Below are 18,906 nucleotides of genomic sequence, written 5' to 3' on the forward strand. Positions count from 1 at the left end.
ACTCCGCCTTCTTTAATCTATACTCTTATCCTTAAGTCTCGCCACGCAGCGGTTTATTGAAACGCCCTGGGCGCAGAACTTTGCCTCATAGTCCGTCATGACGCCCACGGGGCCGTCCCGGTGCAGATCCCGGGTGACCTCCATAAGCTCGAAGCCGCCCCGGGTCAGCTCCCCGATGGAAAACTCAAACAGGCCCCTGTTGTCGGTCTTGAAGTGAATTTCGCCGCCGGGGGCAAGGACCTCCCTGTAGAGCCGCAGAAAGTTTTCGTGGGTCAGCCGCCGCTTCTTATGGCCGTTGTTCGGCCACGGGTCGCAGAAATTGATATAGATGCGCGAAACCTCCCCGGGGGCGAAAAGCTCCGGGAGCCTCGACGCGTCTGATTCGATAAAACGGACATTCGGTATCTCGTCACGGACAACGCGCTCCATGGCGATGATGAGCGCCTCCGGCACCCGCTCCACGGCAATAAGCAGCGTATCCGGCAGCGACAAGGCCGTCTCCGCCGTAAACTTCCCCTTGCCGCACCCGATCTCCAGGTGCACCTGCCGGTATCCGGGGAGCTTTTTTAGCCACTGCCCCCGGTACGCCTCCGGGGCCGTGATATGTACGGCGGCGCACCTTTCGGTGCGCTGGGGCATATTGGGCTTTTTTCTCATCCGCATATAAAGAATCACCTTGCAGTATTTTAGCATAAGCGCCGCATCAGCGCAAACAAAAAGGCGGGGCTGCCGAATACATTACCCCGAATCCGTTGGTAAGCTTCAGCAGCCCCTGATGCATTTTTATATTCTGTATTTGGAAAAACACAGTATGCCGCTTATCGGATGCGGCGCGTACGCTACTCGGCCTGTACGGCCTGTACTTTCGGCTTTACAAAGAAAGCCAGGATACCGCCAAGCAGCAACAGCCAGGTGAACGCCAGAGACATCGGCGAAAAGAACGCGGGGACAATGCCTGCCGCTAATATAATGACGGCGGAAATCTTCCCTAACTTCCCCATCAGGAATACCGCCGCCAGGGCAACGATTCCGCCGGCAAGCAGCACATAGGCGCAATTCTTCAGGGTCACCACATCTTTCATGGCCTTTGCGATTTCCGGGTCTGAGCTGATTTCCTCCGACAATTCACTGACGGCGGCGATTTCGGCTTTGTAAGCGCTGAAATCCGACAGCCATTTGATGCCAAGTATAAAAGAAGCCGCCGCGCCAAGAATCACTAAAATAAGTACTGCGATCCTCATAAATCCTCCTCTAATAAAACCTTTAAGAATTATTGCTCAAGCATCTCGTTGAGATTGCCTGTAATGCCGTTCAGGAAGGTGTCGTCATCCACGATGACCCACATTTTCTTTCCCTTGTCCTTATTCAGCGTCACGGTAAGATCGTTTGTCTGAACGGGCGCGTCGGACTTGGACATGCTTTCCTCCAGATATTTCATTGTCATTTCCTGCGATTGCTCGTCCGTGATTTCCTCGCCGCTGAAGGCGGCTTCCGTCATCTGATCGATAAGGTCCGTCATCATCGCTTCAAATATCGCCGACATATCCAGGCTCGTCACCTTGATTTTGACGGTCGCTTTGTCTCCGTTTTCCTCCGAGGAGACGAGCTCATAGCCCGTTTTGGCAAGCATCAGCTGCGCAATTTTTTCTTCCTCCGAATCCGAAAAATCGAACTGGCCGGAGGCTGAACCGGAAGCGGTGTACGTTTCCGCGGTTTTCAGGTCGGATTTGCTCAACGCGTCAAAAAAGCCCTTGACGCTTTCCTCCGGCTTGGGATAATTCGGCTCCGAGCAGGCCGAAACGGAGATCATCAGCACGAAAACGATCAGAAGGGACAAGTATCTAGACGAGTGAAAGAGCTTCTTCATGGGTATGTACCACCTTAACAAAATTTCTGACTAAATCGTTTACAGATGTTATCCCATATTATTTATCCGTGCCGAAAATTGTCGAAACTTATATGTTTTCTCGTAGTAAACCAAGATTCACAGACGGCAGAATCGGTTTCGGAAATCGGGTTGTCCTTAACAAAAAAACTCCTTTCCGGTTAAGCCCGAGGCTCTTAACCAAAAAAGGAGCGTTTCCGGCACATATGAAGCTTCAGGACCAGCTCAAACGAACAGCATCAGGCTTGCCGAAAAAAGGTTATCCGTGTGCTCGATTTCGAGGGTTCCGTCGTATTTTTCCAGGACTGTTCTTACATTATTCAGCCCGATCCCATGGTCCTCCGTGTCGGGGTGCAGCGTGACCAGCTTATTATTTTCGTATTTGATTTCACCATTGAAAGGGTTGTCGATTTTAATGAGCAGCCGACCTTTATCATATCTTATTTTCAGGTCGATGAATTTATCTTTTTGCAGCTTTTTCGCGGCGTTGATGGCGTTGTCTAAAATATTCCCCAATATCGTGGTCATATCAAAGGAATTGACCTGGAGATTTTCCGGAATACTCAGGCCCACGTTGATCTTGATGTCGTGCTGCGCCGCTTCCTGCGTTTTATAATTAAGAATACTGTCGATAACCAAATTACCGGAGTTATGAGGCTCCCTGACACTTTTATAGACATCTATGATCTTGTCTATATAGCCTGCTGCTTCCTCCTGTTCATTTTTCTGCATCAGCGCCGAAATCACGGATAAATGGTTCTTGAAATCATGCTTTTCCGCGTTTCTGAGCTTTATGGATTCATTCATGAGCTCGAACTGATGGACATAGTATTCGTTTTGCTTTTTTATGATCAGATGCTGGTATTTATCCGCATACTCCGCGGATATTTCAACATATAAAAGGAGCACGGCAATATTGATGATCAATATAATCATAATGAGAACGATGGTTTTTTGTACGCCGATATTAAAATGCAGGAAAATGATGATGGCGCACAGCGAAACGATTGGAACGAGAGTTATCCTGAACCGCAATAAGCTCGGCAGGTATACGTCATTTCTTTTGTTTAAAAAAATGGCTAAAATATAAGCCGCGATATACTCCGTCAGCTTGACGACGACGGCCTGCCAGACAGCCCCCTCCGAAAAGGATCTGGCACGTACCGACGACGTGTGCGCGAAAATCATGAAATATGCAAATTCGATGCATGTCAGTATCAGACAATATAAAACGGAGGCTAAAATTCTCTTTGTGAAACAGGCGCGGTACAAAAAAGTTATTCCGGTACAAATGACGATGTTGTACGCTATTAAAACAAGCGGAATATTGAAAAATAAATAAAGAACGGATAATACCAGATAATAGCCCGTATAAGACAGCAGCGTTATTCCCTTGCGCACATAAGGGGCGCCGAACAGATACGTCATATATTTATAATATACATAAGTATCCGGGATCATCAGCAGAAGAACCCCAAATTGAATATTCGATAATTGCATCTTATCTTTCCTTTTCAATTTTAATCTGCAGGTCCCTTACTTCTTTCCGCTTTGACTGGCTGATCGGCAGCACGGTTTTATCCGACATCACCAAATGATCATAGCTGAACTCAATAACATGGTTATAGTTAATCAGGTACGACTTGTGTATATAAAAAAAACGGCATGCCTGCAGCTGAGAAAATATGGCTGACAGCGAGCCGTAAAAAACGACCGCCTCCGCCGACGCCGTCATCTTCACCTGCCTGTTGATGCTTTCAAAGTACAGGATATCCTCAATCAGTTTTTTCTTTGTGACATGGCCTTGCTTATAAGTAAAGTACTTACATTTCTTTGCGGACAGCTCCATCCCTTTTTTAAGCACATTGATGACTTTATCGGACTCAAGGGGCTTTATCAGAAAATTCAGGGGCCTGATGTTAAACAATTCTATCGCGTAGCTCTGGTTTCCGGATATATACACGATCTGCATGGTTTCATTGCCAAGCTCGTTGCGTATTTTTTCGCCTATCTCAACACCGTTCAGCTGTTTGAATTCGATATCCAGAAATAAAATATCGTATTCGGCGCCGGAACGCAGAAATTTACACAATTCTTCTCCGGAGCAGTATACATCGATTTCCATTTCCTCGGATATTGATTTGCCGTAATCCATAATCATCCGCTCGACCTGCGCGCAGATCGTCATTTCATCATCGCATATAGCGACGCGATACATTTTGTGTCACCCTTTTCAATATTTTCTAAAAACCCTCATTCTATTAATCGACACAAAAGGGCGGCATCTGCAATGCCGCCCTTTTTTATAGCATTATTAATCTGCGGGGCACAGGGGCTTGGCGGATCAGTTCGCCGGTTCCGCCGAGCTTCTTCCTTCCCGCTCCTTCCGGGACCGGTAAAGCGTCGTGCCCACGAGGACGACGCCGAAGAAAAGGGACACAATGCCGACGAATTCATAGCGGAAGCTCGTCGAATCTCCGCCTAGGGCCGTCGTCAGCGTTGTAAACACGCCGGGCGAGAAGAAGCTGCCGAGGCCGGGGAAAATCGTGTTGACGATGGCCGTAGCCGCGGCGGAATTGGCGGCGTTGACGCGGCTGGAGGTGGAGAACAGCGTTTGCGGGACGATGATGCTGATGGCCGTGCCGGTGATGAAGATGCCGATGAAATCCAGGGCCAGATAGCGCTGCCCGAGATTGATGATCGTATACCCCACGAAGACGATAACAAATGCCAGGGCGAGAGAATAGTCCCTGAGCTTTGCCGAGACCTTGTTGAACAGAAGGCCCATACAGACGCCGCCCGCCATCTGGACGCCTATGGCGATGCCGGCCGTGGCGGTATTGCCGACGTTGGCGGCCTGCAGGTGGCTGGAAATGTTTGTGCCGCAGACCGTGTAAATCATCAGGAAGATAAACGTGATGACGGCGTAATAAAAGATATCGAGCGGAATGGCCGCCCCACGGCGCTTTCTCCCGCTCTGGCCCGCCGGGTCAGCGGCAGGGGCCGCCGCTTTTTCTTTTTTGTCGTTGGGGATACCGATAAAGCAGAAGATCACGATCGGCACGCCGATCAGCAGCATCAGATAGCCGCCAAACCACACGAGACTGGCAAGCATCCCGCCGCCGACACTCATGATGATACCGCCCAGATTGATGAACGACGACTGGGCGCCGACGCTCATCCGGCACTCTTCCTCGTTGAAGTTGTCGAACATGATGCTCGCAGAGGTCGGGATGTAAAAGCCCATGCCCGTGCCGATCAGGATGCTGTACATGCACAGATGCCAGAACTGGGTGTGAAAGAGCATCGCCACCAAGCTCGTGACGGTGATGAACCCGAGGCCGATGACGACGCAGGCTTTTTTGGATACCCACCCTTTTCCGGTGATGAACGATGAAACAAGGGAAAACACAATGGAAAACAGGCTTGGGAGCGTCAGCGCCGTCTGGATGACGGACAGGGGGTACTGGGGAAAGACCTCCGTCTGTATCCGCGCGATGCCGGGCGTCAGCGCGAACTGCACCATCTGCATGAGCGCCGCGGCCATCACCGTTAAAAAAATGGTCCTGTTGCGCCTGGACATTTTTGCCATGAAGGCCCTCCTCAAAAAAACGGGCACAGCCCTCCGCTCCGCGCATCGTCGCTGTGCCTGCCGCAGCCTTATGGCTGCTTTGTTACAATCCAATTGGCCTTATTATATATGACAGGGTCATAAAAATCCATAGGTGATTCATAAAAAAACGGCAGGGGCTGCCTGCCGTTTTTTTGCCGTGCTCTTATTCTTTGGCCGACAGCGGCGACGAGTGCGCGCGTTTCTCCAGGCGCATCGTGTTCAGCGCGATGGCGACGCCCACCACCAGGGCCGCAATGGCGACAAACTGATATCTGAAATTCGTGGACGCGCCGCCCAGCCACATCGTCAGGTTGGTGAACACCACCGGCGACAGGAACGCGCCGGCGCCCGGAGCGATGCAGGAGACGATCGTCGTGGCCGCCGAGGAGTTCGACGGGTCCACGCACCGGGAGACGGCGAACATGCACTGGGGCACCATCATACTCAGCGACGAGCCGACGATAAACATGCCGACAAAGACGGCTGTCAGCGAGGCGTGGCCGAGATTAAGGACCGTCAGCCCGACGAAGATGGCGAGAAACGCGAAAAGGATCGTGTAATCCCGGAACTTTGCCGAGAGCTTGCTGAAGACGAGGCCCGAGGCGACGCCGCCGGCCATCTGGACCGCGGAGGCCAGCCCGGCCGTGGCCGCGTTGCCGATGCTGTTTTCCGCCAGATGCGTCGACGCGTTATTGCCGCAGACGTTGTAAATCATCATGAAAAGGAACAGCAGCACGCCGTAATACGCGACCTCGCCCGGCAGCTTTGATCTTTTGCGCGGCACGCCGTTATCGTCCCCCGCCGCGGTTTTCTTGCCGGGCAGCGTGACGGCCGCCAGGACCGCCACCGGGATCATCAGCAGAAACGCCAGATAACCGCCATACCAGACAAGCGTCGTCAAAACGCCGCCGACGGCGCTCATCACGATGCCGCCGATATTGGTAAAGGACGTCTGGTATCCGGTGACCTTTTGCAGCTCCTCCTCATTGAGCGCGTCGAACATGATGCTTGCCGTGGCGGGGATGAAAAAGCCCATGGACAGCCCGAGCATGACGGAAAACGCGCACAGGTGCCAGAACTGCGTGTGCAGTAAAATGGCCGCGACGCTTGTGAGGATCGCTATGACCAGGCCGGAGAGGACGGCTGTCTTCTTGGAGATCAGCCGGCGGCCGATCAAAACCGCCGAGAGCAGCGACGAAACCATGGAGATCAGGCTTGACAGCGAAACCGCCGTCTGGATTTCGGAAAGAGACCGGTCTGAAAAGACCTGCGCCATACCGGCGATCGCCGGCATCAGCGCCATGAAAGGCATCTGGATCACCGAGATGCAGAGAATGGTGATAACCAGCAGCTTTTTTTGCTTGGACATGTTGGCCATGCGCGTGCCTCCTAAAAAATAGACACAGCCACGCGACCGATTCTTTCGTGGCTGTGTGCTCGGCGAAAAGAACTATGCGGATTCGACTTAATACGATATTTCTCTATATTTTATTATAATGACTCTACCGCACGCCATCTATGCACTATTTACACAATTATATGACGTGTTTTGTCTATTTTTCTGGGGCCCTTGTGACATACGGCGGATAGGTTGATTTTTACAGGGGCGCGGCGTTACAATATCGGAAAACAAACAAAAGGACGGCGACGACAGTGGCGCAGATGACATTAGGAAAAACAGGCATCACGGTAAACAAAAACGGCTTCGGGGCGCTGCCTATCCAACGGATCGGCAGGGACGAGGCGGCACGGCTCCTGCATAAAGCCTTTGACAACGGCATCACCTTTTTCGATACGGCGCGTTTTTACACCGACAGCGAGGAAAAAATCGGATACGCCCTCAGCGGCGTCCGGGACAGGATTTTCATCGCCACGAAGACGATGTCGGCGAAGGTCGAGGAGTTCTGGTCGCAGCTGCACACTTCTCTGAAGCTTTTGAAGACGGACTATATCGACGTCTACCAGTTCCACAACCCCGCCTTCTGCCCAAAGCCGGGCGACGGGACGGGGTTTTACGAGGCGATGCTGGAGGCGAAGGCCCAGGGCAAGATCCGCCGCATCGGCATCACCAACCACCGGCTGGCTCTGGCCAGGGAGGCCGCCGAGTCCGGGCTGTATGAAACGATCCAGTATCCCTTCTCCTTCCTCGCCACCGACGAGGAGATCGCTTTTGTAAACCGATGCCGGGAGCTGGGTATCGGGCTCATCGCCATGAAGGCGCTTTCCGGCGGACTTATCACAAACTCCGCCGCCGCATACGCCTTTTTGAACCAGTTCGACAACGTCCTGCCGATTTGGGGCATCCAGCGGGAGCGCGAGCTGGACGAATTCCTCGCCTACGACAAAAACCCGCCCGCCCTGGACGAGAAGATGCGCGCGGTGATCGCGCAGGACAAGGCGGCGCTGGGGAGCTCCTTCTGCCGGGGCTGCGGCTATTGCCTGCCCTGCCCGAAGAATATCGAAATCCCCACCTGCGCCCGCATGTCGCTCCTGATCCGCCGGGCGCCGGCGGCCGCTTATCTCAGCGAGGAATGGCAGGGAAACATGCGGCGCATCGAGGAGTGCGTCCACTGCGACCACTGCAAAAACCACTGCCCCTACGGCCTCGACACCCCCGCTCTCCTGGCCGAAAACCTGAAGGATTACAGGACGTTTATCACAAAATAACGTATGGACACAGAAAGCCGGGCCGCAAATGCGGCCCGGCTTTTTACGGTTTAAATTCGTGCTATTGTGCCGGCTTAGCCGGCCAGCGCTTTTCCCGACGGCGGGTGTTGAAGAGGTAGATAACGCCGGCCATGAGGGCGACGAGGCCCACAAACTGATAGCGGAACGAGGTGGAGTCCCGGACGAGAGCCTGGGTGATGTTCGTGAAGACGACGGGCGACAGAAAGCCGCCGGAGCCGGGCGCGACGCAGGACAAAAAGGTTGCCGCCAGGGCGGAGTTCGTGGGGTCGACGACATTGGAGGACGAGAAGATGCACTGCGGCAGGCAGAGGCTCGACGATATGCCGATCAGAAAGACGGCGACGAAAATGACGGGCAGCGAGGCATCGAAGAGGTTCAGCATCGTAAAGCCGGCAAACAGGAGGAGGAACGCGGCGGGGATCATATAGTCGCGCAGCCGCGCGGAGAGCCGGTCAAAGAAGATGCCGGAAAAAACGCCGCCCGCCATGGTGGCGGCGATGGCGACCCCGGCCGTGCCGGCGTTGCCCAGGTGATGGGACTCCAGATGGGTGGGCAGGTTGCTCATGGTCACATTGAACATCAGCGTGAACAGGAACAGCGTAACCGAATAGTAAAAGACGTCCGCCGGGAGCTTTGAGCGCCGCGCCGTTTCGGCCCGGCGGCCGCCGTTTGATAAGCCCTTATCCCGCGGCAGCGCGACGATCGACAGGACGGCCACGGGCAGCATGACCAGCAGCATGATATAGCCGCCGTACCAGACGAGGGTGATGAGGAGGCCGCCGGCAACGCTCATCAGGATGCCGCCGAAATTGATGAACGAGAACTGCAGGCCGCTGACGAGCTGGCGCTCCTTTTCGTCAAAGCTGTCAAGCATGATGCTCTGGGAGGCCGGGACGAAAAAACCAAGGCCAAGGCCGATGAAAACGCTGAACAGGATCAGCTGCCAGAACTGCGTGTGTAGGACCAGGGCAAGGAGCCCCGTGACGGCAACGATGAAGAGGCCGGTCACGGCGAGGCTCTTTTTTGTCGCCAGCCTGCCGCCCACGAGGATGGAGGACAGGACGCCGGCCACAACGCTCAAAAGATTCGGCAGCGATATGACGGTCTGGATGGCGGAGAGCGACCGGTCGGTAAAGACATGCTTCTGGATCGTGTCGATGCCAGAGGAGAGCGCGAAATGGGGCATCTGGAACATGAAAATCAAAAATAAGGTCCACATGAGAAGGCGCTTGCTTTTGGCGACGGATTTAAACATGAATTACCCCCTGGCTTGTATTCGGCGCGCCGGGCGCCGCTTATTTTACATGCTGCGGGCCCGGACTTATTTTGACGCCGCCGGGGCGGTTTTCGCCCGGCGCATGGTTAAAAACACGATAACGAGCCCGAAGACGAGCACCGTGGCCGCCACGAAGCCGTATCTGTAAACGGTCAGGTCGCCGAAGAGCGCGATGGTCAGCCGGGTAAAGACCTGGGGCGATAAAAAGCCGCCCAGGCTCGGCGCCACGCTCAGGGCGATCACGGTAGCCCAGGCCGAGGTGGATTTGTCCACAAGGGTGGACACGGCGAAGGTGCACCGGGGCAGCATCATGCTCAGGGACATGCCCGCCACGAAAACGCCGATAAGGATCATCACCAGCGACGACGCGAACAGGCTCACGATCAAAAACCCGGCAAACAGGGCGAAGCAGGCCACGGCCATGATTTTATCCCCGAGCCTTGCCGAGAGCTTGCCGAAGAACAGCCCGGAGATGACGCCGCCGCCCATCTGGACCGCCACGGCGATGCCGGCCATGGCCGCGTCGTCCACGTTCGGGATATTCTGGCGGATATGGGTGGAGATGTTGTTGCCGCCCACGCCGTAGATCGCCATGAAAATGCAGGCCAGCACCGCGTAGTAAATGACGCCCGGGTCCAGGCGGGACTTTTCCGTGCTCTCCCCCGAGCTTTTCGCCGAGGGCGACTTGTAGTTCGGCACCGTGAAAAGGGCGAGGATGGCCACCGGCAGGCCGATGAGGAGAATAAGATAGCCGCCGTACCACATCGCCGTGGCCAGCACGCCGCCCAGCAGGCCCATGGAGATGCCGCCGGCATTGATGCAGGAGGTCTGATAGCCGGCGATGGTTTGGCGCTGGTCGTCGGTAAAATTATCGAACAGGAGGCCAAAGGCGTTCGTCATGAACAGGCCGGTGGCGATGCCCAGGGTCACGCTCAGCAGGTAGAGGTTCCAGAACGCCGTATGCAGGAGCACGGCCAGAAGGCCCGTGAGCGAGAGCGTCAGGAGCCCCACCACCACGACGCCCTTTTTTGTGAAAACGCCCCGGTTGATGAGCACCGCCGCCAGGATCGACACCACGGGAGAGATCAGATTTGTCGACGCCAGCGCCGTCTGTACGTCGGCCAGCGTCCTGTCCGGGAACGCCTTTGTCTGAATGAGGTTGATGGCCGGCGTCAGCGCCAGGGCCGGCATCTGAACGAGCGCGATGATCAGGATGGTCCACATGAGCAGGGTTTTCTTTTTATCGAGTTTCAACGATTCGTCCTCCCCGGGTTCCAGGTCATTTAGGTAGCAGACGACCTATTTTAATACATCAATTGTATGTGATCCCGGCCGTGATTGCAATCGAACGGCGTTTGGAAAAGGCGACAAAAAAAGCCCGCCTTTCCGGCGGACTTTATATAGTATTGCCCAATTTTCTCAGGACTTCCGTAAAATAGGCCGGCAGCGCGGTTTGCAGCGCGATCTGTTCTCCCGTCCCGGGATGGATGAATTTGAGTTCTCTGGCATGCAGGCACTGGCCGGCAAGCCCCTTTTCCGGCTTTTTGCGCCCGTAGACGAGGTCGCCCAGCACGGGATGGCCGATGTGGGCCATGTGGACGCGGATCTGGTGCGTCCGGCCTGTCTCCAGGCGGCAGCGGACGTGGGTATAGCCGCTATAGCGGGCGATGACCTCATAGTGCGTGACGGCGCTGCGGCCTTTGGCCGTGACCGTCTGGCGCTTCCTGTCGGTGGGGTGGCGGCCGATGGGGGCGTCCACGGTGCCGGCGTCGTCTTTGACCGCGCCGATAACGACCGCCTCGTAAACGCGGGACAGGCTGCGGTTTTTAAGCTGCGCCGAAAGGGACAGATGCGCCGCGTCGTTTTTGGCGGCGATGACGAGGCCGGAGGTGTCCTTGTCGATGCGGTGCACGATGCCGGGGCGGAGCGCGCCGCCGATACCGGACAGGCTGTCCCCGCAGTGGTGCAGCAGGGCGTTGACCAGCGTGCCGTCCAGGTGCCCCGGCGCGGGGTGAACGACCATGCCGCGGGGCTTGTTGACGGCGATGACATCGCCGTCCTCGTAGACCACGTCCAGGGGAATTTCCTGCGCCGCCGTTTCCGTCGGGACAGGCGCCGGCAGTGAGACCTCAAAAACCTCGCCCGGCTCCACCTTGTGATTTTTTCGCACCGGCGCGCCCTTATACGTGACGAGCCCGCGCTCGAGGAGCCTTTGGACGCCGCTGCGGCTGAGCGCGGGCAGCTTTCCGGCGAGGAAAACGTCGATCCGGGCGCCGCTTAAATCGGCTTCAAGTGTGATCGGCACCGCCGCTGCCCTCCGGCGTGACGCTATCCTGCGCCCCGTCCCGCTCCGCCGCGTCCCTGGGGCCGGCCTTTTTATCCCGGCCTTTACCGAGCATGAACTCCTCCCGCAGGCCGCCGCCCTTTGAGCCCTTGAACAGGTACCACAGGCAGAACACGACGCCGCCGACGGTGATGAAGATGTCGGCCACGTTGAAAACGGCGAAGCGGACGAATTCAAACTCGAAGAAATCCGCCACGTAGCCGAAAATGGCGCGGTCAAAGAGGTTGGAAAGCGCGCCGCCGAGGATGAACCCCAGGCCCAGCTTGCCAACCCAGTCGATCCTGTTTCTGTACCGGATGAGCCCGGCGGCAATCAGCAGGATGACGACCGACGAGACGGCGATCAGAAGCCAGGGCACGTTCTGCAGGAAGCTGAAGGCCGCGCCCGTATTCTGCACATAGATCATATGCACAAGGCCGGGCAGCAGCGCCGCGACGCCGCCGCCGGACAATTTGATCGTCAGAAAATATTTGGACACCTGGTCCAAAAGGACGATGAGCGCCGCGATGATGAAATAAATCAAAATTTATCTCTCCTTTACCGCCTTTCGGCACCTCGGACAGAGCTCGGGATGGTCGGCGCTCTCGCCGACCCTGTCGTCATGGGTCCAGCAGCGGACGCACCTGGGCGCCTGGCTGGCCCGCACTTCCACGCGGGCGCCTTTGAATTCCTGGGTCTCATAGCCGGTGCCGGCGCCGAACGCCACATCCACCTTTGATACGATGAAAATATCTTTCAGGCTCTCGTTTTTGATCTCCTCGAAGGCGGCCCGGCCGGTCTCGTCGAGATACAGCGTGATCTCGGCGTCCAGCGGCTTGCCCACCACCTTGCCGGCCCGGGCGACCTCCAGGGCCTTGTTGACGTCGGCGCGGAGCGCCAGCAGCTTGTCCCATTTGGACTCCTGGCCCGGCGCGTAGTCGTACGCCGGATTCGGCCGGGGCATGTCGTTATACAAAACGCTTTCCGCCACGTCGTTTTTCCGGTGGGGCATGGCCGCCCAAATCTCCTCGGCCGTGAAGGCGAGGATCGGCGCGATGAGCCGGACGATGCCGTCCAGGATCAGGTAGACGGCCGACTGGGCGCTCTTGCGGGAGAGGCTGGCGGTTCCGTCGCAGTAGAGCCGGTCCTTAATGATGTCGAGATAGATGTTGGACATCTCCACGGCGCAGAAATTGTGGACGCCGTGGTAAATGGTGTGGTATTCGTATTTGTCAAAGGACGCGCGGACGCGCTCTATGAGCCTGTTGAACCGGATGACGGCCCATTTGTCCAGCTCCGGCATCTCCTCAAAGGGGACGGCGTCGTCCGGGTCGAAGCCGTCCAGGTTGCCGAGGATGAAACGGGCGGTGTTCCTGATTTTCAGATAGATATCGGACAGCTGCTTGAGGATATCCTTGGAGATGCGCATGTCGGCCCTGTAGTCGGTGGACGCGACCCAGAGGCGCAGGATATCCGCGCCGTAGTCCTTGATGACCTCGTCGGGCGAGACAGCGTTGCCCAGGGACTTGTGCATGGCCTTGCCCTCGCCGTCCACCGTCCAGCCGTGGGTGATGATCTGCTTGTAGGGCGCCGCGCCCTTGACGGCGATGCTGGTGAGCATGGAGGACTGGAACCAGCCGCGGTACTGGTCGCCCCCCTCCAGGTACACGTCGGCGGGGGACCTGAGGCCGGGAACCTTGTCCAGCACGGCGGCGTGGGTGGAGCCGGAGTCGAACCAGCCGTCCAGCGTGTCCGTCTCTTTTGTAAAATGCGTCCCGCCGCAGTGGGGGCATTTATAGCCGGCGGGCAGAATTTCGACCGCTTCGGCCTCAAACCAGACATTCGACCCTTTTTCGGCGAAGAGACCCGCCACGGCGTCGATCGTCTCGCTTGTGCAGACAGGTTTTTTGCAGTCGCCGCAGTAGAAGACCGGGATAGGCAGGCCCCAGTGGCGCTGACGCGAGATGCACCAGTCGTTCCGCTCGCGGATCATGGCGATCATGCGCTCCTTGCCCCACTCGGGGTTCCATTTGATGTCCTCGCAGGCCGCCACCGCCGTCTCCTTGATGGCGTCCACCGAGGCAAACCACTGCTCGGTGGCCCGGAAGATGATCGGGTTTTTGCAGCGCCAGCAGTGGGGATAGGAGTGGACGATCTTTTCCTCGGCAAAGAGGGCGCCGCTTTTTTTGAGGTCTTCCAGAATGACCTCGTTGGCCTTGGTATAGTGGATGCCCGCGTACTGCAGCGCCTCCTCCGTCATGACGCCGCGGCCGTTTACGGGCGCGACAAAGGGGATCTGCGGGTAATTCCGGCAGACATTGAAGTCGTCCACGCCGAAGCCGGGCGCTGTGTGGACGCAGCCGGTACCGGTGTCGATGGTCACGTGGTCGCCCACGATGACCAGAGACTCCCTGTCATAGAAGGGGTGCTGCGCCACGGCGAGCTCCAGGCTCCGGCCGGGGATTTTTTTGAGGATCGTATAGTCTGTCACGCCGCCCTTTTTCATGACGTCGTCGACCAGGTCGGCGGCGACGATGTAACAGGCCTCGCCCGCTTTGACGACGGCATACTCGAAATCCGGCCCCAGACTGATGGCGAGGTTCCCCGGCAGCGTCCAGGTCGTTGTGGTCCAGATAATGAAATATGTCTTTTCGGGGTCGCAGACGCCTTTGAGAACGCCCTTGTCGTCCTTGACGCGGAACTTGACGTAGATGGAGGTACAGGGATCGTCGGCGTACTCGATTTCGGCCTCGGCCAGGGCCGTCTCGTCGGAGGGGCACCAGTATACGGGCTTGAGGCCCTTGTAGATATAGCCGGCCTCGTACATCTTGCCGAAAACGCGGATCTCCCTGGCCTCAAAGGCCGGGTCCATGGTGCGGTAGGGCCGGTCCCAGTCGCCGATGACGCCCAGGCGCTTGAACTGCGTCCTCTGGCGGCCGACGAAATCCTCCGCGAAGGCGCGGCAGGCGTCCCTGAACTGCGGGATGGACATGTTTTTCCGGTCGAGCTTGTTCTTTTTGATGATGGCGCTCTCGATGGGCATGCCGTGGTTGTCCCAGCCGGGGACGTAAGGAGACTTAAAGCCCGTCATGTTCTTGTACCGGACGATAAAATCCTTCAAAATCTTGTTCATTGCCGTACCGATGTGGATATCGCCGTTACTGAACGGCGGGCCGTCGTGAAGAATAAAGAGGGGCTTCCCCTCGTTTTTTTCCATCAGATGCCCGTAGATGTCCTTTTTATAAAATTCCGCCAGCATTTCCGGCTCCCGCTTGGGCAGGCCGGCGCGCATGGGGAAATCGGTCTTCGGCAGATTTATCGTGGCGTTGTAGTCGGTAGGCATGACGCTGTCTCCTCTTTATCTCTTCTCAGTTTTTCTTCTTAAATGCGGGGAAACGGGCCGCCGTAACAGCCGACCCGTTTTATACGCGTTATCAAGCGGCAAATCTCAATCCCCAGAATAGTTTGACCCAAATTTGAGGTTGTTAAAATCGAATTTGGGCCGCGGGGACGTTGGTTCGTCGTCATCGGGCGCGTCGCCCTCCTGCCTTGGCCTGAACAGCTTTGTCGTCTCCTCGTTCTGGAAGAGCGGCGCGAAGGGGTCCCCCTCAGTCTCGGCCAGGTTGGAAACCGCGTCGTCGATCTGCCGGGCCGCGGCGGTGACCTCGTCCTCCGGTGCCGGTGCCGGTGCCGCCGGGGAGGGTGCCGGTGCCGGCGCAGGCGCCGCTTCCTGAACGGGCGCGGGCGCCGGCGCGGACTCCTCGGAGGCCCCCGGTTCCTGCTTGTTCAGTTCCTCCAGCTTATTGAGAAACAGCGAGTGCTGCCGGATGATCTCCTGCGAGATGGCGATGAACTTCCGCGTCTCTTCCTTGACGGACTTGAGCCGGGTGTCCTCGTCGGCAAACTTGTTCTTCATCTCCAGAAGTCTTTCCCGGATGTCCGCCTCCGTCTTGTTCAGCAGTTCCTCGCTCTTGCGCTTGGCTTCCGCCGTGATCTCGTCGCCCAGCTTCTGGGCGGTCAGGAGCGCCATACGCATCGCGTCGTCCGTGGAGCGGTACTCCTCGACCTTCTCCACGAGAACCTTTATTTTGCTTTTCAGGATGGCGTTTTCCTTAAAGAGCGCCGTGTAATCGGCTGTGAGCGTCTCAAGAAAATCGTCGACCACCGACATGTCGTAGCCGCCGAAAACAGCCTTGACAAATTCCTTGCCGGAGATTTCCTGCGGAGTAAGCATTACCTTCAACCCTTTCGCGAATAATCCGGTGACGTCACCGAATTTATTCATTAGTCTGTATAATCCAACCTGCCGGCAGTTTTCACGCCGGCAGCGTCATATTCCGATTCTCAAAAGTAGAGGCCGTTGTTTTCCAGCTCGTCAATCAGGTCCCCAAGCAGGTCGACGTTATACGGGGTGATGATGTATGTATTCACCGCGACCTTTTTGATCTTGCCCTCCTGGGCATAGGCAACGCCGCTGAGAAAATCGATGAGGCGGCGGGCGATGTCCTTGTTGGTCTGCTCGAGGTTTAATACGACCGTGCGTTTTTCCCGCAGGTGATCGGCGACCTCGGCCGCGTTTTCAAAGCGCTCGGGTTTCACGAGCACGACCTGGAGCTGGGCGGTGGCGTGGATGTTGACCACCTTGTTGCTGTCGCGGCGCTCCTCGAAGCCGCCGTAGGAGCTTCTCGCCTGGGCCGGCGTTTTCGGGGCGATGGGAATCTCATCGACGGCCTTCGGCTTGAAATCCTCAAACTCATCGTCGTCGTCATCGTAAGGCCTCGTCAGCTTTTTAAGTTCATTAAAAAATCCCATGAGAGTTTCCCCCTGTGTGAATAAAAAATCAAATAATCGTCAGTAGTGCCGCGCACCAAATATAGCCGAACCGATGCGAACCATGTTCGCGCCGGCTTCAATCGCGTCGATATAGCTGTCGCTCATGCCCATTGACAGAAAATGCATAGAGATATTATCGTATTTTTTTGCTGTTATGTCAACATAAAGCTTGTACATTTCGTCGAAATAATTAGGTTTTTTCCCGTTATTTCCAGTAATCGGGGGAATTGCCATGAGCCCCCGGACGCGAATTCCGGGGGTCTGGGCGGCATATTCCAGAAGTTTATCGAGATTTTCCCGCAGGACGCCGGATTTATTTTCCTCCCTGCCGATGTTCACCTCCAGCAGAATATCCTGCGTGAGGCCAAGGGCCGACGCCCTTTTGCCGATCTCCGCCACAAGCGTTTCGGAGTCCACCGACTCGATGAGGTCGCACACGCCCACCACCTGGCGCACCTTGTTGGACTGCAGGTGCCCGATAAAGTGGAGCGGCTTTCCCTCATAGGCGCCGAGGCCGTGCTTTTCCAGCATTTCCTGGACCCTGTTTTCGCCCACGGCGTCAACGCCGCCCAAAATGGCCTCGCGCACGCGCTCGGCCGGATTCATCTTTGACGCCGCCACAAGCGTGATGTCCTCCGGTTTCCGCCCGGACTTTACTGCGGCGACGGCGATTTTTTCCCGGAGCATCCGGATGTTTTCCGCGATTGTCATCGTCCCACCACCTTGCCGTTGTACAGATCCTTGGCCTTGACGATGATATCGCAGCCCTCCCGCAGGACCGTATTGTTTTCGGCGCCGTCCTGGACGACGTAGCTGTCGCCGTTTTCGGCAAGGATCGTCACGTCTACCCTTTCTGCCTGGAGCCCCGTCAGGAGGTAGACGTACGCTTTGTCGCCGTCGTCGCTCTCTTCGGTATAGACGGCCTCCTTCGGGACAAGCAGCCCGGAGCAGGAATCGAACAGCACCTGCGCCGTCAGCTTGCGCAGCGCCGTGGTGTCGGACAGATTCGCTTTAGAGGAAAAGACGACGACGCTTTTGCCGTTTTCGTCCGCCCCGACGCTCTCGATCTTCATGGTCAGCTTGGCGTTGTATGTCTTTGTGAACTGCAGGTCCGCAGCGGCGGCCTTTTTGTCGGCGGCGGCCTGGTCCACGATGGCCCGGAGCTTTTCGGCGGTGCTCTGGTCCACGATGGCCGCGTAGTACCAGGCGATGTTTGTGATGAGCTTGCCCAGAACATCCTCGGCCGGCTTCGGCTCCGGCGGGAAGAGCGCCTCCAGCGAGGACGGCGTCAGGTTTTGCAGCGCGTCCGGCCCGACGGACTCATAGCCGTCCACGACGGCGGAAAATATCCCGCTCACGGGCGCCGGGATCGTCCGCGTATCCGTATTCTGGGCCAGCAGGCCGTTCAGCTCGTCCTTCAGCGCGTTCAGGTCGATATCCGGGGCCTTGACGCTTTGGGTGAAAATCAGATTTTCGATGTTGTACGTCAGCGAAGGCAGCGCTTCAAGGCTGCCGTGCTGCACGGCGCTGGAAAGCGCCAGCACACTGTCGTCGGCGCTCACGGCCTTCTTCTCCGCCGTGGCGTTGTCGGCATCGGCCTCCGCCGCGCTGATCTGCAGCTGCAGCGCGCGGATCTGGCTGGCCCGCTGGAGCGCCGCGTCGCCCTCGTAGGACACGGCCAGGGCTTGTCCCGTCGCCAGCTTCTCGCCCTCGGACGCCATAAGCGTGACGGTGGCGCCGTCCCCGTCCAGGACGTCCTCAGTCCTGATGATGTACCCGTCGGCATCGCCGCTCTCCTCTGCCGTATAGCGCACGGCAACCGTCGTTTTCAGGGGATTCTCCGTTTTGTCATAAATATAGACGGCGATATAAACGACGATCCCCACAAGCAGGATGACCGACATCAGCTTCATCAAAAAATCGCTGCGCCGCATGGCCCCCAGCCCCCTTTTCCGCGCCTTGTCCCTCAGGCGTTATCTCTAACAAACAATGATTGGTCTGGCAAACCGGCATTTTCCGCGCTGGCTCACGGGCCGGTATTTTCCCCATTCGGCATGAGACTGATCGCCCGCGCCGGAATAATCGTTGAAATGGCGTGCTTGTAAATAAGCTGCTGCTTTCCGTCGGTATCCAGCACGACGGTGAAGCTGTCGAAGCCTGTCACTATGCCCCGGAGCTGAAAGCCGTTGACCAGGAAAACCGTGACCTGCTGCTTATTCGTCCTTGCCTGATTGAGGAAAATATCCTGCAGATTCTGTATCTTTGCCATGTTTGCCGTCCTTTCTTTC

18 protein-coding genes are annotated in these 18,906 nt (G+C 56.9%); 1 reads left to right on the forward strand and 17 read right to left on the reverse strand.

The window, feature by feature from the left end; genetic code table 11:
* Positions 1-12: 12 nt before the first annotated feature.
* The 7 genes from trmB to BUB60_RS16540 form a co-directional block, all read right to left on the reverse strand.
* Positions 13-663, reverse strand: a complete 651-nt coding sequence (trmB, locus tag BUB60_RS16510; protein WP_073081629.1) for a tRNA (guanosine(46)-N7)-methyltransferase TrmB — start codon at positions 661-663, stop codon at positions 13-15.
* A gap of 176 nt (positions 664-839) precedes the next feature.
* Positions 840-1,241 carry a hypothetical protein gene (locus BUB60_RS16515; protein ID WP_143162392.1) on the reverse strand — a complete coding sequence of 134 codons (402 nt, stop codon included), beginning with the start codon at positions 1,239-1,241 and terminating at the stop codon, positions 840-842.
* 29 nt (positions 1,242-1,270) lie between these two features.
* On the reverse strand, positions 1,271-1,867 hold the full coding sequence (locus tag BUB60_RS16520) for a DUF4878 domain-containing protein (protein WP_073081486.1): 597 nt from the start codon (positions 1,865-1,867) through the stop codon (positions 1,271-1,273).
* Between the two features lie 243 nt (positions 1,868-2,110).
* A complete protein-coding gene (locus tag BUB60_RS16525; RefSeq protein ID WP_159435449.1) occupies positions 2,111-3,073 on the reverse strand; it encodes a sensor histidine kinase in 963 nt (320 codons plus the stop codon).
* Positions 3,074-3,386: 313 nt separating this feature from the next.
* Positions 3,387-4,103 (reverse strand): LytR/AlgR family response regulator transcription factor, encoded by a 717-nt coding sequence (locus tag BUB60_RS16530; protein WP_073081491.1) that lies wholly within the window; start codon positions 4,101-4,103, stop codon positions 3,387-3,389.
* Between the two features lie 126 nt (positions 4,104-4,229).
* Entirely contained in the window at positions 4,230-5,477 is a 1,248-nt protein-coding gene (locus tag BUB60_RS16535; protein WP_073081493.1) for an MFS transporter, read from the reverse strand.
* A 184-nt stretch (positions 5,478-5,661) separates the two neighbouring features.
* A complete protein-coding gene (locus BUB60_RS16540) occupies positions 5,662-6,876 on the reverse strand; it encodes an MFS transporter (RefSeq protein WP_073081495.1) in 1,215 nt (404 codons plus the stop codon).
* A gap of 275 nt (positions 6,877-7,151) precedes the next feature.
* On the opposite strand from BUB60_RS16540, the gene BUB60_RS16545 reads away from it, so the two are divergent.
* Positions 7,152-8,165 (forward strand): aldo/keto reductase, encoded by a 1,014-nt coding sequence (locus tag BUB60_RS16545; protein ID WP_073081497.1) that lies wholly within the window; start codon positions 7,152-7,154, stop codon positions 8,163-8,165.
* A gap of 61 nt (positions 8,166-8,226) precedes the next feature.
* On the opposite strand, the gene BUB60_RS16550 is transcribed toward BUB60_RS16545, so the two are convergent.
* The 10 genes from BUB60_RS16550 to hfq all read right to left on the reverse strand — a co-directional run bounded on the left by BUB60_RS16550 (position 8,227) and on the right by hfq (position 18,887).
* Positions 8,227-9,441 (reverse strand): MFS transporter, encoded by a 1,215-nt coding sequence (locus BUB60_RS16550; protein ID WP_073081499.1) that lies wholly within the window; start codon positions 9,439-9,441, stop codon positions 8,227-8,229.
* A 66-nt stretch (positions 9,442-9,507) separates the two neighbouring features.
* Positions 9,508-10,716 carry an MFS transporter gene (locus tag BUB60_RS16555; protein WP_073081502.1) on the reverse strand — a complete coding sequence of 403 codons (1,209 nt, stop codon included), beginning with the start codon at positions 10,714-10,716 and terminating at the stop codon, positions 9,508-9,510.
* Between the two features lie 142 nt (positions 10,717-10,858).
* Positions 10,859-11,767, reverse strand: a complete 909-nt coding sequence (locus BUB60_RS16560; protein ID WP_073081506.1) for an RluA family pseudouridine synthase — start codon at positions 11,765-11,767, stop codon at positions 10,859-10,861.
* A complete protein-coding gene (gene lspA, locus BUB60_RS16565; RefSeq protein WP_073081509.1) occupies positions 11,751-12,329 on the reverse strand; it encodes a signal peptidase II in 579 nt (192 codons plus the stop codon). Before lspA ends, BUB60_RS16560 begins: the two co-directional genes overlap by 17 nt.
* A 3-nt stretch (positions 12,330-12,332) precedes the next feature.
* Positions 12,333-15,128 carry an isoleucine--tRNA ligase gene (gene ileS, locus BUB60_RS16570; protein ID WP_073081514.1) on the reverse strand — a complete coding sequence of 932 codons (2,796 nt, stop codon included), beginning with the start codon at positions 15,126-15,128 and terminating at the stop codon, positions 12,333-12,335.
* Between the two features lie 105 nt (positions 15,129-15,233).
* Positions 15,234-16,019, reverse strand: a complete 786-nt coding sequence (locus BUB60_RS16575) for a DivIVA domain-containing protein (protein WP_073081632.1) — start codon at positions 16,017-16,019, stop codon at positions 15,234-15,236.
* Between the two features lie 110 nt (positions 16,020-16,129).
* Positions 16,130-16,597 (reverse strand): cell division protein SepF, encoded by a 468-nt coding sequence (locus BUB60_RS16580; protein WP_073081520.1) that lies wholly within the window; start codon positions 16,595-16,597, stop codon positions 16,130-16,132.
* A gap of 39 nt (positions 16,598-16,636) precedes the next feature.
* Positions 16,637-17,329 carry a YggS family pyridoxal phosphate-dependent enzyme gene (locus BUB60_RS16585; protein WP_073081525.1) on the reverse strand — a complete coding sequence of 231 codons (693 nt, stop codon included), beginning with the start codon at positions 17,327-17,329 and terminating at the stop codon, positions 16,637-16,639.
* Positions 17,326-18,552 (reverse strand): biotin/lipoyl attachment domain-containing protein, encoded by a 1,227-nt coding sequence (locus BUB60_RS16590; protein ID WP_073081526.1) that lies wholly within the window; start codon positions 18,550-18,552, stop codon positions 17,326-17,328. Before BUB60_RS16590 ends, BUB60_RS16585 begins: the two co-directional genes overlap by 4 nt.
* 92 nt (positions 18,553-18,644) lie before the next feature.
* A complete protein-coding gene (gene hfq, locus BUB60_RS16595; protein ID WP_073081527.1) occupies positions 18,645-18,887 on the reverse strand; it encodes an RNA chaperone Hfq in 243 nt (80 codons plus the stop codon).
* Positions 18,888-18,906 lie beyond the last annotated feature (19 nt).

Origin of the sequence: Sporobacter termitidis DSM 10068 (genome assembly GCF_900130065.1) — a bacterium.
Lineage (GTDB): Bacteria > Bacillota > Clostridia > Oscillospirales > Oscillospiraceae > Sporobacter > Sporobacter termitidis.

Bases quoted from the DNA above. Each gene is read 5' to 3' on its own strand.
- BUB60_RS16590 (WP_073081526.1), bottom strand. From the start codon at position 18,552: ATGCGGCGCAGCGATTTTTTGATGAAGCTGATGTCGGTCATCCTGCTT.
- BUB60_RS16525 (WP_159435449.1), bottom strand. From the start codon at position 3,073: ATGATTTTCGCGCACACGTCGTCGGTACGTGCCAGATCCTTTTCGGAG.
- BUB60_RS16575 (WP_073081632.1), bottom strand. From the start codon at position 16,019: ATGCTTACTCCGCAGGAAATCTCCGGCAAGGAATTTGTCAAGGCTGTT.
- BUB60_RS16520 (WP_073081486.1), bottom strand. From the start codon at position 1,867: ATGAAGAAGCTCTTTCACTCGTCTAGATACTTGTCCCTTCTGATCGTT.
- BUB60_RS16580 (WP_073081520.1), bottom strand. From the start codon at position 16,597: ATGGGATTTTTTAATGAACTTAAAAAGCTGACGAGGCCTTACGATGAC.
- trmB (WP_073081629.1), bottom strand. From the start codon at position 663: ATGCGGATGAGAAAAAAGCCCAATATGCCCCAGCGCACCGAAAGGTGC.
- BUB60_RS16540 (WP_073081495.1), bottom strand. From the start codon at position 6,876: ATGGCCAACATGTCCAAGCAAAAAAAGCTGCTGGTTATCACCATTCTC.
- BUB60_RS16585 (WP_073081525.1), bottom strand. From the start codon at position 17,329: ATGACAATCGCGGAAAACATCCGGATGCTCCGGGAAAAAATCGCCGTC.
- ileS (WP_073081514.1), bottom strand. From the start codon at position 15,128: ATGCCTACCGACTACAACGCCACGATAAATCTGCCGAAGACCGATTTC.
- BUB60_RS16530 (WP_073081491.1), bottom strand. From the start codon at position 4,103: ATGTATCGCGTCGCTATATGCGATGATGAAATGACGATCTGCGCGCAG.
- BUB60_RS16515 (WP_143162392.1), bottom strand. From the start codon at position 1,241: ATGAGGATCGCAGTACTTATTTTAGTGATTCTTGGCGCGGCGGCTTCT.
- BUB60_RS16535 (WP_073081493.1), bottom strand. From the start codon at position 5,477: ATGGCAAAAATGTCCAGGCGCAACAGGACCATTTTTTTAACGGTGATG.
- hfq (WP_073081527.1), bottom strand. From the start codon at position 18,887: ATGGCAAAGATACAGAATCTGCAGGATATTTTCCTCAATCAGGCAAGG.
- BUB60_RS16550 (WP_073081499.1), bottom strand. From the start codon at position 9,441: ATGTTTAAATCCGTCGCCAAAAGCAAGCGCCTTCTCATGTGGACCTTA.